This is a genomic window from Rathayibacter sp. AY1B8, assembly GCF_002932775.1.
GTDB lineage: Bacteria > Actinomycetota > Actinomycetes > Actinomycetales > Microbacteriaceae > Rathayibacter.
Genome location: NZ_PSWJ01000003.1, coordinates 175,499 through 189,879 on the forward strand (window position 1 = coordinate 175,499; position 14,381 = coordinate 189,879).

The following is a 14,381-nucleotide window of genomic DNA, read 5'->3' on the forward strand; positions in this document are numbered from 1 at the left end:
GCGCCCCCGCGCACCGACCCCAGGGAGACCCGATGAAGTACATGCTGATCATGCGCGCGACCGATGCGGCGAAGGAGGCATACGCCTCGATCCCGTTCGACGAGATCATCACCCGGATGGGGCAGTACAACGAGGCGATGATCGAGGCGGGCGTGCTGCTCTCGGGCGACGGCCTGGCCGACGACATCGCCTCCTCCGGCTTCGTGGTCGACTTCTCCTCCGAGCCGCCGACCGTCGTCGACGGCGCCTACGGCCCGACCGAGTCGCTCTTCAACGGCTTCTGGATCATCGGGGTCGACTCGAAGGAGCAGGCCCGCGAGTGGGCGCTGCGCTGCCCGCTGGTGCCCGGCAACCGCCTCGAGGTGCGCCGGATCACCGACGAGAGCGACTTCGCGGAGTTCGCCGACAACGAGTACGTGCAGAAGGAGGCCGGCTGGCGCGAGGACGAGGCGGCGCGGGCCTCCGGGGACTGACGCGGCGGCGGGCGTCACGCCTCCGTGACGACGCCCGCCTCGACGTGCCAGTGCCGCGTCAGCTGCACCGTCTCGAGCATCCGCCGGTCGTGGGTGACCAGCAGCAGCGTGCCCTCGTACGCCTCGAGCGCCTCCTCCAGCTGCTCGATGGCGACGAGGTCGAGGTGGTTGGTCGGCTCGTCGAGCACCAGGAGGTTCGTGCCGCGGGCCTGGAGGAGCGCCAGGGCGGCCCGCGTCCGCTCGCCCGGCGAGAGCTCGCCGACGCGGCGGCCGACGTGGTCGGCCTTCAGCCCGAATTTCGCCAGCAGGGTGCGGACCTCGGCGGTCGGCCACTCGGGCACCAGCGCCTCGAACGCGTCCGCGAGCGGCACCTCAGCGGCGAGCATCCCGCGGGCCTGATCGATCTCGCCGATCGCCACGCTCGCTCCGAGGGAGGCGCCGCCCTCCTCCGGCTCGGCGCGGCCGAGGAGGAGCGACAGCAGCGTCGACTTGCCGGCGCCGTTGGGCCCGGTGATGCCGATCCGGTCGCCCGCGTCGACCTGGAGCGACACCGGCCCGAGCGTGAAGGCGCCGCGGCGGGCGACCGCGCCGTTCAGCGTCGAGACGACCGAGCTCGAGCGCGGGGCGCTGCCGATCGTGAAGGCGAGCTGCCACTCCTTGCGCGGCTCCTCGACCTCCTCGAGCCGCGCGATCCGGCTCTCCATCTGGCGCACCTTCTGCGCCTGCTTCTCGCTCGACTCCGCCGAGGCCTTGCGGCGGATCTTGTCGTTGTCGGGGGCCTTCTTCATCGCGTTGCGCACGCCCTGGCTCGACCACTCCCGCTGGGTGCGGGCGCGGGAGACCAGGTCGGCCTTCTGCTCGGCGAAGTCCTCGTACTTCTCGCGGCGCTGGCGGCGCGCGGTCTCGCGCTCCTCCAGGAACGCGTCGTAGCCACCTCCGTAGACCCGGTTGGTGCCCTGCGCGAGATCGAGCTCGAGCACGCGGGTGACGCTGCGGGCGAGGAACTCGCGATCGTGGCTCACGAGGACCGCGCCGCCGCGGAGCCCGCGGACGAAGGCCTCCAGGCGCTCCAGGCCGTCGAGGTCGAGGTCGTTGGTCGGCTCGTCGAGCAGCACCACGTCGAAGCGCGAGAGCAGCAGTGCCGCGAGGCCGACCCGCGCCGCCTGCCCGCCGGAGAGGGAGGTCATCGTCGAGGAGGCGGCCGCGGCGCCGAGCGACAGGCCCAGGTCGGCCAGGACGACCGGGGTGCGCTCGTCGAGGTCGGCCGCGCCGCTCGCGAGCCAGCGGTCGAGAGCGAGGGCGTACCGGTCCGCGATCGAGCCGTCGGGATCGGGGTCGGCCAGGGCGGCGGCGGCGGCGTCGAGCTCGGCGGAGGCCTCGGCGCAGCCGGTGCGGCGCGCGATGTAGCCGGCGACGGTCTCGCCCTCGCGGCGCTCGTGCTCCTGCGGCAGCCAGCCGACGAAGGCGTCGCCCGGCGAGAGCACGACGGAGCCCTCGAGCGGAGCCGTCTCGCCCGCGAGGATGCGCAGGAGCGTCGACTTGCCGGCTCCGTTCGCCCCGACGACGCCCACCACGTCCCCGGGGGCGACCGTCAGGTCGAGTCCGTCGAACAGGGTGCGGTGCGCATAGCCTCCGGAGAGGCCCTTGGCGACGAGGGTGGCGGTCACCGGTCCAGCGTAGGCGCGGGCGACTCGCTAGACGGCCTGGTGATCAGCCGGTCTAGGATGTTCGGATGAGCGACACGAGCCTGCGGAGCGGCGCCGGGTACTGGTACCCGGACGAGTCGTCCACCCGCCGCGCTGTCGAGGTGCTGAGCGCCATGCGCACGTACCGCGTCTCCGAGGTCTCGATGCGCCGCCGCACGCGCGAGCGGATGGCGATGGGCGAGACGGACCTGATCGCCATCCAGTACCTGCTCCGCCAGCAGCGCAAGGGCGAGCTGGTGACCGGCAAGGACCTGGCCTCGCACCTCTCCATCTCGTCCGCGTCGACCACGGTCCTCATCGACCGCCTGGTCCGCAGCGGCCACCTCGTGCGCAAGCCCAACCCGACCGACCGGCGCGGGATCGTCGTGGAGGCGACCGTCGACAGCGACGACGAGGTGCGCGCCACGCTCCAGGAGATGCACCGCCGGATGCTCGAGATCGCCGAGGACCTGGACGCACCCGAGGCCGAGGTCGTCGTCAACTTCCTCCGCCGGATGAGCGCGGCCGTCGACGAGATCGACTCGGAGCACGGCGACGGGCACGATACGGACGAAGCGGACGACGCGGAACCCTCCGCAGCCAAATAGCTAGACGGACTAGTAATAAGCCGAGGGGCCTATAGTCTGGCGGCATGGGTCAATTCCTCTACGGCACTCCTCCCGCCGTCATCGAGATCGAGGACCGGACCCTGGCCCACCTCCAGATCGTGATCTACGCGAAGTTCCGCCGCGACGAGCGCTTCAGCCTCACCCTCGACTCGATGCCCGAGGGCGCGCGGGGCCGCCACTCCTTCTGGATGAACCCGAACATCGCCCTGCAGTTCCACTTCGCGGGGAGCCGGCAGCCGACGATCAACCCGACCTGGGTCGAGCTCCTGATGGACGCGGCGAACAGCGGCGGCGGGCTGCGCCTGCTCACCGAGCCCCCGTCCTGACCCGGTCCCGGTGAGGCCGACCCGGCCCCGGCGACCGCGGAGCTCCCTGCACGACGGTGGATCAGCAGCACCGGCCTCCTGCGACAGCGCACGTGCCCCCGGCCGCCCCGTCTCCTAGGGTGGAGCGGGCGCCGCGGGGCGTGCGGAGGGCGGGGGACATGCGCAGGACGGTCATCGGAGCAACGGCACTGGCCGGTGTGCTCGCGCTCGCGGGGTGCTCGGCGCCCGCTCCGGCTCCGACGGTGACGGTCACCGTGTTCGCCACGGCGACGCCGACTCCGGTACCGGACCCGACCGTCACGGCGGCGCTCCCGCAGGCGACGGCCACGGTCTTCGCGCCGGTCCCCGAGGCGACGGTCACCTTCACGCCGAACGCGACACCGGACATCCCCGAGACCGCCTTCGCGGTCGACAACGGCGCGGTTCCCGGGGCGAACGGCGAGCCGACCCGCGACGGGGAGGGGGACATCGTGAGCTACACCGTGGTGCAGGGCGACACGTTCTTCGACATCGCGCAGCGCTTCGGGATCCCGGTGCAGCAGCTGCTCCGGATGAACCCGACGATCGCCGGAGCCGGCGAGGCGGTCTACATCAATGCAGTCATCAACCTCGACGCGAGCACGCTGGGCTGAGCGGAGCGGCGAGCCGCGGAGGCGGCCGCCCGGAGCGACCCGGCTACTGCGACTTCGGCAGGACGTGGAACGCGACGGCGAGCGATCCCGAGATCATCAGGATGCCGCCGACGAAGAGGAATCCGGCGATGTCGGGCAGCAGGAACGAGTTGCCGAGAACGAGGATCCCGCCGAGGAACAGCACGAACGAGAGGACGACGCCCAGACCAGTCATGCCCTCATCGTACGCAGGTCACGGGAGCAGGAGGTCCGCGAGCTCCTCGGCGCCGGACACCAGCGCGATCGTCCCGACCGCCTCGAGCGGCGATCCGTAGCCCCACTCGACCATGATCGTCGGCACGCCGTGGGCGGCGGCGCCCTGCACGTCGTGCTCGCGGTCGCCCACCATCACCGGCGCCGAGAGGTCGACGCCGAGCTCGCGGAGCCGGCGCAGCGCCTCCTCCACGACGTCGGCCTTGGCGCTGCGGACCTCGTCCTCGGAGGCGCCGCAGATCACCGTGAAGTACTGCGCCAGTCCGTAGTGCTCGAGGATGCGCGTGGCCGCCGACTCCGGCTTGGAGGTCGCGAGCGAGAGCGGCACGCCGGCCTCGGCGATGCGCGCGAGCACCTCGGGCAGCCCCGGGTAGACCGAGGAGTCGAACAGCCCGCCCGCGTTGTAGCGGCGGCGGTAGACCACGAGCGCGGCCTGCGCCTCCTCGACGGTCATCCCGCCGAGCTCGCGGAACGCCTCGAGCAGCGGAGGGCCGACGTAGGCCAGCAGCTCGGCCGGAGCGGGCACGGGGCGGCCCAGCTCGACGAAGGTCTCGACGAGGGTGCCGGTGATGCCGGGGGCCGAGTCGGTGATCGTGCCGTCGAGGTCGAACAGGATGCAGGACCAGGTGCCGGCTCGCGCGTCGAGGCCGGTGGCGGCGAGGGTCGTGTCGGACATGGCGGGCTCCTGACCTCGGAGGACGGGGTGACGCCGGCGCTGCCCCGCCGGGGGCCACACTCTACGGCCGTTCGGCGTCCAGAGCCCGTTCGACGAACGAACGGGTGACGACCTGGGCGATCGAGCCGGGGTCGAGCTGCACGGCGACGAAGTCGGCGGTGCGGATCAGCGCGAAGGCCTCGCGTCCGGGGAGGACCAGCATCTGCACCCGCGGATGCTGCTGCCGGGGGACCGCGGTGCGCACCTCGTCCGTGGAGGTGAACAGCGGCAGGACCTGCTCCCCGGTGGTCGTCGCGACGGTGCGGACGTGCGGCACGCCTCCGGGCTGGGAGCCCGTGACGTCGACCACGAGGGAGCCGTCGAGGCAGGCCTCGAGCAGCCGGTCGACGGCCTCGGCGGTGGGAGCGGCGACGAGCGCCTCCAGTGCTTCCCGAGCCTCCGCATTGCGGTACGGACCGGGTCGCGCCGGGCGTGCAGGGGGTCCGCCTCGTCGTGCCATGGCTCCACGCTAACGAAGACCGGGGCGTGATCGGAATCGCCGGGACCGGTTCCCGGGAATGCGCGCGATCGGTGTCCGGAATCGTTACGGCCGTCTGCGGACACCGTGTCCTCTATTCGACGGCTGGTGGCGAACAGCTCGATTCAGCCGTGATTGCCTCCGCTTATCCTGAACATTCCCCTCGACATGGCGCGAGAAAGGGACGAATGGCGCCATTCATGGCGCACTCGATTGTGAAAGGGGGTAATGTCTCTCCCGGTCCGGGTCGAGACAGTCCGGTCCCGCGAACTCCAGGAGGAAAAGTGGCCCAGAAGATCACGCTTGTCGACGATATCGACGGAACCCTTATCGATTCCGGTGACGGCGGTACCGTCCGCTTCAGCATCGAGGGCGCCAACTACGAGATCGATCTCGGCCCCGACAACATCGCCGAGCTCCACTCGGCGCTCGAGAAGTTCGTCTCGAGCGCCCGCCGTGTCGGCTCGCGCCCCGCGGCCGCCACGAGCGTCGCGACCGCCTCCAAGAGCGACCCCAAGCAGCTCAAGGCCATCCGCGAGTGGGCGAACGCCAACGGCCACCCCGTCTCCGACCGCGGACGCATCCCCTCCGAGGTCCAGGCCGCCTACCAGGCCGCCCACAAGTAGCGGCCGCCGGGCTCTCGGCCCGGTGAGACGCCGCATTCCCGGGCCTCGCGCCCGGTGAGCGGAAGGCCCCCGTGATCCGATCGCGGGGGCCTTCGCCGTGCCTGTCGCCGCGCCTGTCAGAACAGGCGGGTGTGGGAGTCGTCGGTGCCGCGCATGGCCTCGTAGTCGAGCACCACGCAGCGGATTCCGCGGTCCTCGGCGAGAGTCCGCGCCTGCGGCTTGATCTCCTGAGCGGCGAAGACTCCCGTCACCGGGAAGAGGTGCGGATCGCGATTCATCAGCTCGAGATAGCGGGTGAGCTGCTCCACTCCGTCGATCTCGCCGCGGCGCTTGATCTCGACGGCGACGGCGGCTCCCGAGGAATCGCGGGCGAGGATGTCGACCGGGCCGATCGCGGTCATGTACTCGCGCCGGACGAGAGTGTGCCCCTCTCCGAGGAGGCCGATCTGCTCAGCGAGAAGGCGCTGGAGATGCGACTCCACTCCGTCCTTCACGAGTCCCGGATCGACGCCGAGCTCGTGCGCCGAATCGTGCAGCACCTCGTGGATCGAGACGACGAGAGCGTCGCCGGTCTTGCGGTGCGCGACGGTCCACTGTTGCGTCACTCCCGCGGCGCGCGCCTCCTCGTCGGGCTCGCCCGTGATCAGCGTGCAGGGCGGGCTCATCCAGTTCAGCGGCTTGTAGGAGCCGCCGTCGGAGTGGATGAGGACGCTCCCGTCGGCCTTGACGAGCAGGAGGCGGGTGGCGAGCGGGAGGTGGGCGCTGAGACGGCCGGTGTAGTCGACGGAGCAGCGCGCGATGACGAGACGCACCCGTCGAGGATAGACGGCGCGGCTCCGGCGGGCTCCCGGCTCAGCGCGCGGCGACGGGAGGCCGGCGGCCGAGCGGAGGAGCGGGCGGCGGCACCGAGAGCGAGGCGCGCAGCGCGACCGCGAACTCGGCCGGCGCCTCCGCCCACGGGTGGTGGCCGCTCGACTCGATGACGGCCAGGCTCGCCTGCGGCAGGAGCGCGGTGAGCGCCTCCAGAGCGGCGACGCCCGTCACCGGATCGTCCTCGCCGCCGAGGACGACCGCGGGGCAGTCGAGGCGCTGCAGAGCGTCGCGGATCGCCGCGGTGTCGTCGGAGCCGGCGGGAGTCGTGGGACCGGCAGCCCGGTCGTCGATCCCGAGCCAGGCGGTGCCGGGGGCGATCAGGAGCAGGTGGGCGACGCGCTCGGGCGCGCCCACGGCGGCGAGCAGGACGGCGCGGCAGCCGGAGTCGTGCGCGGCGAGATCGAGCTCGTCGACGCCGAGGTGGCGGCGGAGGTCCTCCACGTCGGCGGCCGTCGTGGCCGGGGGAGCGGGAGGCAGCTCCGCGGAGCCGCCCACTCCGCGCGGGTGCAGCACGAGGACGCGGCGCGTGCAGGCGATCGAGGCGAACGAGCCGAGGTAGGAGGGGTGGCGCTCCGGCTCACCGGGGACGACTACCAGGGGCCGCCCCTGACCGGCTCCGTGCTCGTCGACGTGGAGCAGGGCGCCGTCGCGCGCTCGGTACCGCATCCGCTCCCCCTCCACCGCCGTCCTGGGAAGCCTAGGGGGAGGCGCGCCGGGGCGCCCGGGCCCCACGGGGGCTTGCGGAGGCGCGTGGAGCGGGGCGGTCAGCTCCGCCGGCTGCGGGCGGCGGGGGAGGCGAGCCCGGCCACGACCACCAGGGCCAGCACCAGGAAGAGGGCGTTCAGCAGTCCGTAGTGCTCGCCGAGGAAGCCGATCGCCGGCGGTCCGACCAGGAACGCGACGTAGCCGAGCATCGCCACCGCGCTGACGCGGGCGGCCGAGTGCGGCCCCTCCGCCGCGGCCGACATGCCCACCGGGAAGCCGAGCGAGCAGCCCAGACCCCAGGCGACCGCGCCGACGACGACGAGCGCGTCGACCGGGGCGAGGATGAACAGCAGGATGCCGACGATCGCGAGCCCGGCGGAGGCGCGCAGCACCGGGACGCGGCCGAAGCGGTCGAGCACGGGCCCGCCGATCACGCGTCCGACGGTCATGGCGGCGACGAACACGCCGAACACGACGGCGGCGGTCGTCTTGTCGGTGCCGTGGCCGTCGACCATCGCCAGGGTCAGCCAGTCGTTCGCGGAGCCCTCGGCGAAGGCCATGCCCAGCATGATCAGGCCGATGAGGACGAGGCGGCCGTCGCGCCAGACGCCGAGGGAGGCGGCGACGCGCTCGCGGACCGGCGGCTTCACCGTGGTCGCCGCGCCGGAGGTGTCGAGCTCCTCGCGGACCGGGACGAAGCGGATCGCGATCACCGCGGTCACAACGATCACCACGGCGATCGCGCCGAGGTGGACGGCGACGGGCACGGCCAGGGCGGAGGCGCCCGCGCCGATCAGCGCGCCGGCCACGGTGCCGAGGCTGAAGAAGGCGTGGAACAGCGGCAGGAGCGTCTTGCCGAAGGCCTTCTCGTTGGCCGCTCCCTCGACGTTCATCATCACGTCGACCGCTCCGTTGCCGAAGCCGAGCATCGCCATGCCGGCGAAGGCCGCGGGGAGGACGCCGATGACGTCGGCCGAGACACCCAGCACCGCGAGGCCCGCCGCCGAGACGGTGAGGCCGAGCGCCATGCCGCGCCGGGCGCCGATCGCGCCCATGACCGGCGTCGAGAACGCGAGTCCGACGATCGCGCCGATCGACATCGAGAGGATCAGCAGGCCCACTCCGGCGGTCGAGAGCTGGAGCTCGTCGCGGATGGCGGGGGTGCGCGAGACCCAGGTGGCGATGGAGATCCCGCTGAGGACGAAGATCGTGAAGACGGCGTTGCGCCAGGCGACCAGCTGCGGGCGCGTGAGCGCGGACGTCGAGGTCATGGCGGTTCTCCTGGTGCGGGCGGGATCCGGACACCGGATCGAGAGGCACGGTCGAATCGATTCGAAGCGAGCCGGTCTAAGCTATCCGGAACCCCGGGGACGGTCAACCGACGACGAGCGCGCCGCCCCCACGAGGAGGAACGTGGAACCCCGCAAGAGCCCCCGGCCGACGCTCGCCCGCGTCGCGAGCCGGGCCGGAGTGTCCCCCTCCACCGCCTCGCTGGTCTTCAGCGGCTCCGGCCCCGTCTCGGAGGCCACGAAGGAGCGGGTGCTGCGCGCGGCGTCCGAGCTCGACTACGCCGGCCCCGACCCGCGGGCGCGCTCGCTCCGCCGCGGCCGCTCGGGGATCGTGGGGGTCGTCGTGGACGAGCGGATGCTGCACGCGTTCCGCGACCCGATCAAGATCGCCATGCTCGACGGGATCGCCGACGTGCTCGGCGGGGTCGACGCCGGGATCCTGCTGCTCACCGAGACCGGCGACGGCGCGGGCCTGCTGGCGACGGCCCCGGTCGACGCGATGATCCTGGTCGGCTGCAGCCCGTCGGTCGACGACTCCGTCGCCGTGCTGCGCCGCCGGGGGGTGCCGGTCGTCGTGGTCGAGGGCCTCTCGGAGCTGGGCGGCGCCGTGATCTCGCTCGACAACCGCGAGGCCAGCCGGACCATCGCGGAGCACCTGCGCGAGCTCGGCCACGAGCGGGTCGCGGTGGTCGCGCTCCCGTTCGCGAAGGACCGCCGCCGCGGCGCGATCCCGGCCGGCTGGCGCTCGAGCCCCAGCATCACTCCGGTCGACCGCCTCCTCGGCGTGCAGGACGTCTTCCCGGAGGCGTCGGTCGTCGCCGCCGCGGCGAGCTCCGTCGACGAGGGCGTCGCCGCGGGCCGCACGCTGCTCGAGGGGGCGGAGCCGCCGACCGCGGTCGTCGCGCAGAGCGATCTGCTGGCCGCGGGCGTGATCCTCGCGGCGGAGGAGCGCGGGCTGCGCGTGCCCGAGGACCTCTCGGTGGTCGGCTTCGACGGCGTGCAGGTGCCCGGTCTCGCGGCCGAGTACGACCTCACGACGATGGCCCAGCCCGCGGTCGAGAAGGGCCGTGCGGCGGGACGGGCCGCGGTCGCGCTCCTGGCCGACGAGGAGGCGGAGGCGGTCTGCTTCCACGCCGTCTTCCACCGCGGGAACACCAGCGCACCGCCGCGCTGACCGGAGTTGTCCACAGGCTTCTCCACAGGGGAGGAGTGCGGTCAGCGGAGCCAGACGTCGCTGCGGACCCGGAGCCCGAGGGTGACCGCGCGGGCGCCGAGGAAGCCGACGGCGAAGGCGAGCCAGAGCGCGAGGAGGCGCCATTCGGCGGGCGCGGCGGGGGCGAGCAGGGCGAGCGGGACGAAGACGGCGAGGTTCGCGAGGCCGCTGAGCGCCAGGTAGCGGCCGTCGCCGGCGCCGATCAGCACGCCGTCGAGCACGAAGACGTAGCCGCCGAGCGGAGCGGTGAGGCCCACGACGGCGATCGCCGCGGGCAGCAGCCGCAGCACCTCCGGGTCGCTCGAGAAGACGTACGGCAGGACACCGCTCAGACCGGTGACCAGCGCTCCGAGCACTACTCCCGCACCGATTCCCCAGGTCACACAGCGTTTCGTGACGGCTCGGGCCTGCTCGGCGTCGCCCGCGCCGAGGAGGCGGCCCAGCAGCGCCTGCGCGGCGATCGCCACCGCGTCGAGGGCGAAGGCGACCGTCGAGAACAGCGTCATCGCCACCTGGAAGGCGCCCAGCTCCTCCGCCCCGAGCGAGGTGGCGGTCGCGACCGCGAGCAGGATCGCCGCGCGGAGGCTCGCGGTGCGCAGCAGCATCCAGCCGCCGGATCCCGCGGACGAGGCCAGGCCCGCGAGGTGCGGCCGCAGCGGCGCGCCGACCCTCCGGGCGAGCCGCAGCGCGACTCCCGCGTAGGCCGCGAGCATGGCCCACTGCGCGATCACCGTCCCCAGTGCGGAGCCGGTTATCCCCAGGCCGGCCGGGTAGATCAGCACGGCGTTGAGAGCGGCGTTGAGGGCGAATCCGCCGGCGGCGATCACCAGCGGAGTGCGGGTGTCCTGGAAGCCGCGGAGGAGCCCGGTGAGCGCGAAGACGCCGAGCATGGCGGGGATCCCGGCCATGCTCACCGCCAGGTACCGCACGCCCGCCTCGGCCACCGCCGGTTCCGCGCCGAAGAGCGCCACGACGGCCGGAGCGGTGAGCGCGCCCACCACGGCGATGCCGGCGCCGAGGAGCAGGGCCAGCCAGCCGCCGTCGATCCCGGCCGCCACGGCCCTCCGCTCGTCGCCCTCGCCGAGGGCCCGGCCGACCCGCGGAGTGGTGCTGTACGCGAGGAAGACCATCAGGCCGACGATCGTCTGCAGCACCGTGCCGCCCAGCGCGAGCCCGGCGAGCGGGACGGCGCCGAGATGGCCGACCAGGGCGGAGTCGGTGAGCAGGAAGAGCGGCTCGGCGACCAGCGAGCCCAGCGCCGGGACGGCGAGCCGGAGGATGCTGCGGTCGAGGGCGGAGGTCACCGCTCGACGCTAGCGGCCGCCGCAGCTCCGGGACCGGCGTACCGTGGGCGGGATGCAGCGCTTCGGGATCGGGCTGGCGGCCGTGGGCCGGCCGGCGTACATCACGGCAGGGCGCGACGACGACCTCGGCCCCGCGGCCGAGCGGAGCGTCGACGCGCTGCGCGAGCGCACGCACCTGCTGCTCGACGCGGCGTGGGACGCCGGCGTCCGCTTCCTCGACGCCGCGCGCTCCTACGGGCGGGCGGAGGAGTTCCTCGGCGGCTGGCTCGCCCGGCACCCCGAGCGGCGGGCGGCGCTCACGATCGAGTCGAAGTGGGGCTACGAGTACGTCGGCGGGTGGGCGATGGACGCGCCGGTGCACGAGCGCAAGGAGCACTCGGTCGCGATGCTCGACCGCCAGTGGCCGCTCACGCTCGACGCGCTCGGCTCGGCGCCCGACTCCTACCTCGTCCACTCGATCACTCCCGAGAGCCCGGCCCTCACCGACCGCCCGCTGCTGGACCGACTGCGCGGCCTCGCCGGCTCCGGAGTGCGCGTCGGCCTCTCCACGAGCGGACCCGAGCAGGCGCGCGTGATCGAGCTCGCCCGCGCGATCCCGGAGTCGCCGTTCAGTGCGGTCCAGAGCACCTGGAACCCGCTCGAGCAGTCCGCGGGCCGGGCGCTCGCCGCCGCGCACGACGACGGCTGGCTGGTGGTGGTCAAGGAGGCCCTCGCCAACGGGAGGCTCGTGGCGCACCCGATCGAGCACGCCGGCGCCGCGCCGGACGTCGTCGCCCTGGGGGCCGCCCTCGCGCAGCCCTGGGCCGACGTCGTGCTGAGCGGCGCGGCGACTCCGGAGCAGCTGCGGGCCAACCTGCGCGCACAGCCCCGGGAGCTCGCGGACCTCCCGGCGCTCGCCGTGGATCCGGCCCGCTACTGGGCCGAGCGCTCCGCTCTCGACTGGACCTGAGAGCACTCGAACGAAGTGGTGCGTGCGCTCCGGCGCCGCACGGGATAGCGTTCCTCTCAGCGCCCCGTCTGCCCTCTCTGCGAGGGCTGGCGCGCGGATCGGCCCTCGTGATATCGCCCGAGGGATCCGCCCCGGCCCGCCACCCCTCTTCGAGTGCGGGCGAATCGAGCTTCCGATTCTCAGGCGATCCGCAGGTTACGGGCGGGGCGACGGCAGTGCCAGAGGAAGCGGGGAGCGCGGGCTTAACGGGGGGTGACGCATCGGCGGGCTATGCCGGGGAGGCCGGACGGCCGTGGTCCGAGGGGTCGATCCGGATGGCGCACTCGAGGAGTTCGGCGCTCCTCCACAGGGCGCGGATCAGCGCGGGCATCCCCGGGAGCGATCGTCACGATCCCGAGCCCTCAGGACTCGGAGCCCCGCCGGACCCGCAGCCGCGTCTCCTCGAGGTCGAGCAGCGACTGGGCGTCGCGGAGGATGCGCTGCGGGTAGGCGCGGCGCGAGCGCGCGTCGAGCAGGGCCTCCCGCTCGGCGGCGACCACGGCGAGCCGCAGGGCCCGGTAGAGGCGGTGCGGAGTGTCCGCGACCGACCTCTCCGTGCCGCGCGAGCGCTCCCAGGCGGCCTCGGAGCGGAGGAACGACGTCTGCCGCACCCGCTCCAGGACGTCCGGAGCGACGCCGTCGGCACCCTCGACGGCGTCGCCCGGGCGCTCCAGCACTGAGAGGCCCTTCTCGGTGATCTCGTCGAGCAGACCCGCGAGCGCGCGCTGATCCTCAGGCACGTCGATCCCGCGGATGCCCAGCGCCCGGATCAGCAGCGGCAGCGTGCTGCCCTGGATCAGCAGGGTCGCGACGGCCACGGTGAAGGCGATCAGCACGAGCTGCGGGCGGTACGGGATGTCCTCGGGCAGCGACTGCGCGGCCGCGAGGGTCACCACTCCGCGCATCCCGGACCAGCCGAGCACCAGACCGCCGCGCCAGCCGATGCCGTTGCGGCTGAAGTGCCGGTAGTCGCTGCGCCGCAGCAGGTAGCGCCGCTTCGCCCGGCCGCGCTCCTCCTTCGGCAGCTCCTGCGCCTCGGGCGACTCGAGCAGCTCCTTCTGCTCGCGGGCCCGGCGCTCGGCCCGGCGGGTCTGCCACCGCTCGCCGAGGAGGACCGGGCCGACCCAGAGGAAGCGCACGACGATCAGCCCGACCACCGCGATCAGGCCGATCCCGACCGCTCCGGGCACGGAGAGGCGTGCGCTGTCGGCGTCGTGGATCAGCGAGCGGATCTCGAGCCCGATCAGCAGGAACACGCCGTTCTCGAGCAGGAACTGCACGGTCCGCCAGTTGATCCGGTCGTTCACCCGCGACTGCGCGGTGAAGGCGCGGGAGGAGGCGTGCCCGGTGTGCAGGCCGGCGACGACCACGGCGAGCACGCCCGAGGCGCCCAGGCCCTCGGCGGGGATGAACGCGACGAAGGGGACGATGAAGGAGAGGACGGTGTTGAGCACCGGGTCCTCGAGCCGCGAGCGGACGAAGACGGAGACGACGCTGGCCACGAACCCGACCACGACGGCCACGACGACCGCGTAGAGGAAGTCGCCGATCGCGGCCCACGGCGTCGCGAGCGTCCCCGCGGCGGCGGCGAGGGCCGAGCGGAGGAGGACCAGCGCGGTCGCGTCGTTGATCAGCCCCTCGCCCTCGAGCAGGGTGAGCAGCCGCGGCGGGAGGCCGAGCCGCCGGCCGACCGAGGTCGCGGCGACGGCGTCGGGCGGGCTGATGATCGCGCCCACGGCGATCGCCAGGCCCAGCCCGAGCTCGGGGAGGAGGAGGAAGAGGAGCGCGCCGACGCCGGCCGCCGAGATCAGCACCAGCACGACCGACAGGCCGGTGATGGTGGTCAGATTCCGGCGGAAGTCGATGAACGGGACGCTGAGCGCCGCCGCGTACAGCAGTGGCGGCAGCACGCCGTCGAGCACCCACTCGTGCGGGACGACCACCTCCGGCACCCCGGGGATGTACGAGAGGCCGACGCCGGCGAGCACGAGGACGATCGGGGCGGCGACGCCGAGGCGCCGCGAGAAGACGGCGACCGCGACGAGGACCGAGACGCCGACGATCGCGGCGATGCCCAGCTCCATCAGCGGAGGCTCTCAAGGGCGCAGAAGGGCATGGTCTCGTCTCCAGGGGGTGGCGGGCGATCGCCCGCCACCCCCTGGAGACGAGACCATGCCCTTCTGCGCCCTTGAG

General features: G+C 73.3%; 16 protein-coding genes. 7 read left to right on the forward strand and 9 right to left on the reverse strand.

Annotated elements, in window-relative coordinates:
• The first annotated feature begins 32 nt into the window (after nt 1–32).
• A complete protein-coding gene (locus tag C5C63_RS04070; RefSeq protein ID WP_104295064.1) occupies nt 33–473 on the forward strand; it encodes a YciI family protein in 441 nt (146 codons plus the stop codon).
• 14 nt (nt 474–487) lie between these two features.
• On the opposite strand, the gene C5C63_RS04075 is transcribed toward C5C63_RS04070, so the two are convergent.
• The gene (locus C5C63_RS04075; protein ID WP_104308167.1) at nt 488–2,140 is read right to left on the reverse strand and encodes an ABC-F family ATP-binding cassette domain-containing protein; all 1,653 of its coding nucleotides are present in this window, start codon (nt 2,138–2,140) and stop codon (nt 488–490) included.
• A 65-nt stretch (nt 2,141–2,205) separates the two neighbouring features.
• Here C5C63_RS04075 and C5C63_RS04080 point away from each other — a divergent pair, with 65 nt between their 5' ends.
• The 3 genes from C5C63_RS04080 to C5C63_RS04090 all read left to right on the forward strand — a co-directional run bounded on the left by C5C63_RS04080 (nt 2,206) and on the right by C5C63_RS04090 (nt 3,745).
• The gene (locus C5C63_RS04080) at nt 2,206–2,766 is read left to right on the forward strand and encodes a MarR family winged helix-turn-helix transcriptional regulator (RefSeq protein WP_104295062.1); all 561 of its coding nucleotides are present in this window, start codon (nt 2,206–2,208) and stop codon (nt 2,764–2,766) included.
• Between the two features lie 44 nt (nt 2,767–2,810).
• Nucleotides 2,811–3,113, forward strand: a complete 303-nt coding sequence (locus C5C63_RS04085; RefSeq protein ID WP_068250131.1) for a hypothetical protein — start codon at nt 2,811–2,813, stop codon at nt 3,111–3,113.
• Nucleotides 3,114–3,271: 158 nt separating this feature from the next.
• Nucleotides 3,272–3,745, forward strand: a complete 474-nt coding sequence (locus C5C63_RS04090) for a LysM domain-containing protein (protein WP_104222627.1) — start codon at nt 3,272–3,274, stop codon at nt 3,743–3,745.
• A gap of 43 nt (nt 3,746–3,788) precedes the next feature.
• Here the strand turns inward: C5C63_RS04090 and C5C63_RS16915 are convergent, their stop codons facing one another.
• From C5C63_RS16915 to C5C63_RS04100, 3 genes are all read right to left on the reverse strand, one after another.
• Nucleotides 3,789–3,959 carry a hypothetical protein gene (locus C5C63_RS16915; RefSeq protein WP_159911733.1) on the reverse strand — a complete coding sequence of 57 codons (171 nt, stop codon included), beginning with the start codon at nt 3,957–3,959 and terminating at the stop codon, nt 3,789–3,791.
• A gap of 18 nt (nt 3,960–3,977) precedes the next feature.
• Nucleotides 3,978–4,673 (reverse strand): HAD hydrolase-like protein, encoded by a 696-nt coding sequence (locus tag C5C63_RS04095; protein ID WP_104222626.1) that lies wholly within the window; start codon nt 4,671–4,673, stop codon nt 3,978–3,980.
• A gap of 61 nt (nt 4,674–4,734) precedes the next feature.
• Nucleotides 4,735–5,172, reverse strand: a complete 438-nt coding sequence (locus C5C63_RS04100) for an SseB family protein (RefSeq protein ID WP_104222625.1) — start codon at nt 5,170–5,172, stop codon at nt 4,735–4,737.
• Nucleotides 5,173–5,474: 302 nt separating this feature from the next.
• Here C5C63_RS04100 and C5C63_RS04105 point away from each other — a divergent pair, with 302 nt between their 5' ends.
• Nucleotides 5,475–5,816 (forward strand): Lsr2 family protein, encoded by a 342-nt coding sequence (locus C5C63_RS04105; RefSeq protein WP_104222624.1) that lies wholly within the window; start codon nt 5,475–5,477, stop codon nt 5,814–5,816.
• Nucleotides 5,817–5,932: 116 nt separating this feature from the next.
• Here the strand turns inward: C5C63_RS04105 and nucS are convergent, their stop codons facing one another.
• The 3 genes from nucS to C5C63_RS04120 form a co-directional block, all read right to left on the reverse strand.
• Nucleotides 5,933–6,628, reverse strand: coding sequence for an endonuclease NucS (nucS, locus tag C5C63_RS04110; RefSeq protein WP_104222623.1), 696 nt, complete (start codon nt 6,626–6,628; stop codon nt 5,933–5,935).
• Nucleotides 6,629–6,668: 40 nt separating this feature from the next.
• Nucleotides 6,669–7,355, reverse strand: coding sequence for an alpha/beta fold hydrolase (locus tag C5C63_RS04115; RefSeq protein ID WP_104325516.1), 687 nt, complete (start codon nt 7,353–7,355; stop codon nt 6,669–6,671).
• Nucleotides 7,356–7,453: 98 nt separating this feature from the next.
• Nucleotides 7,454–8,665, reverse strand: coding sequence for a sugar MFS transporter (locus tag C5C63_RS04120; RefSeq protein WP_104233017.1), 1,212 nt, complete (start codon nt 8,663–8,665; stop codon nt 7,454–7,456).
• A gap of 142 nt (nt 8,666–8,807) precedes the next feature.
• On the opposite strand from C5C63_RS04120, the gene C5C63_RS04125 reads away from it, so the two are divergent.
• A complete protein-coding gene (locus tag C5C63_RS04125) occupies nt 8,808–9,857 on the forward strand; it encodes a LacI family DNA-binding transcriptional regulator (RefSeq protein ID WP_258065379.1) in 1,050 nt (349 codons plus the stop codon).
• Between the two features lie 41 nt (nt 9,858–9,898).
• Here the strand turns inward: C5C63_RS04125 and C5C63_RS04130 are convergent, their stop codons facing one another.
• Nucleotides 9,899–11,200: an MATE family efflux transporter gene (locus C5C63_RS04130; protein ID WP_104222620.1), complete on the reverse strand. Its 1,302-nt coding sequence runs from the start codon at nt 11,198–11,200 to the stop codon at nt 9,899–9,901.
• A 52-nt stretch (nt 11,201–11,252) separates the two neighbouring features.
• On the opposite strand from C5C63_RS04130, the gene C5C63_RS04135 reads away from it, so the two are divergent.
• The gene (locus C5C63_RS04135; RefSeq protein WP_104233036.1) at nt 11,253–12,149 is read left to right on the forward strand and encodes an aldo/keto reductase; all 897 of its coding nucleotides are present in this window, start codon (nt 11,253–11,255) and stop codon (nt 12,147–12,149) included.
• 401 nt (nt 12,150–12,550) lie between these two features.
• Here C5C63_RS04135 and C5C63_RS04140 read toward each other — a convergent pair whose 3' ends face one another.
• Nucleotides 12,551–14,272, reverse strand: coding sequence for a sodium:proton antiporter (locus C5C63_RS04140; protein WP_104325517.1), 1,722 nt, complete (start codon nt 14,270–14,272; stop codon nt 12,551–12,553).
• Nucleotides 14,273–14,381 lie beyond the last annotated feature (109 nt).

Excerpts from the sequence above, each read along its gene's own strand:
- C5C63_RS04070 (WP_104295064.1), top strand. The coding sequence starts at position 33 with ATGAAGTACATGCTGATCATGCGCGCGACCGATGCGGCGAAGGAGGCA.
- C5C63_RS04080 (WP_104295062.1), top strand. The coding sequence starts at position 2,206 with ATGAGCGACACGAGCCTGCGGAGCGGCGCCGGGTACTGGTACCCGGAC.
- C5C63_RS04085 (WP_068250131.1), top strand. The coding sequence starts at position 2,811 with ATGGGTCAATTCCTCTACGGCACTCCTCCCGCCGTCATCGAGATCGAG.
- C5C63_RS04090 (WP_104222627.1), top strand. The coding sequence starts at position 3,272 with ATGCGCAGGACGGTCATCGGAGCAACGGCACTGGCCGGTGTGCTCGCG.
- C5C63_RS16915 (WP_159911733.1), bottom strand. The coding sequence starts at position 3,959 with ATGACTGGTCTGGGCGTCGTCCTCTCGTTCGTGCTGTTCCTCGGCGGG.
- C5C63_RS04095 (WP_104222626.1), bottom strand. The coding sequence starts at position 4,673 with ATGTCCGACACGACCCTCGCCGCCACCGGCCTCGACGCGCGAGCCGGC.
- C5C63_RS04100 (WP_104222625.1), bottom strand. The coding sequence starts at position 5,172 with ATGGCACGACGAGGCGGACCCCCTGCACGCCCGGCGCGACCCGGTCCG.
- C5C63_RS04115 (WP_104325516.1), bottom strand. The coding sequence starts at position 7,355 with ATGCGGTACCGAGCGCGCGACGGCGCCCTGCTCCACGTCGACGAGCAC.
- C5C63_RS04120 (WP_104233017.1), bottom strand. The coding sequence starts at position 8,665 with ATGACCTCGACGTCCGCGCTCACGCGCCCGCAGCTGGTCGCCTGGCGC.
- C5C63_RS04135 (WP_104233036.1), top strand. The coding sequence starts at position 11,253 with ATGCAGCGCTTCGGGATCGGGCTGGCGGCCGTGGGCCGGCCGGCGTAC.
- C5C63_RS04140 (WP_104325517.1), bottom strand. The coding sequence starts at position 14,272 with ATGGAGCTGGGCATCGCCGCGATCGTCGGCGTCTCGGTCCTCGTCGCG.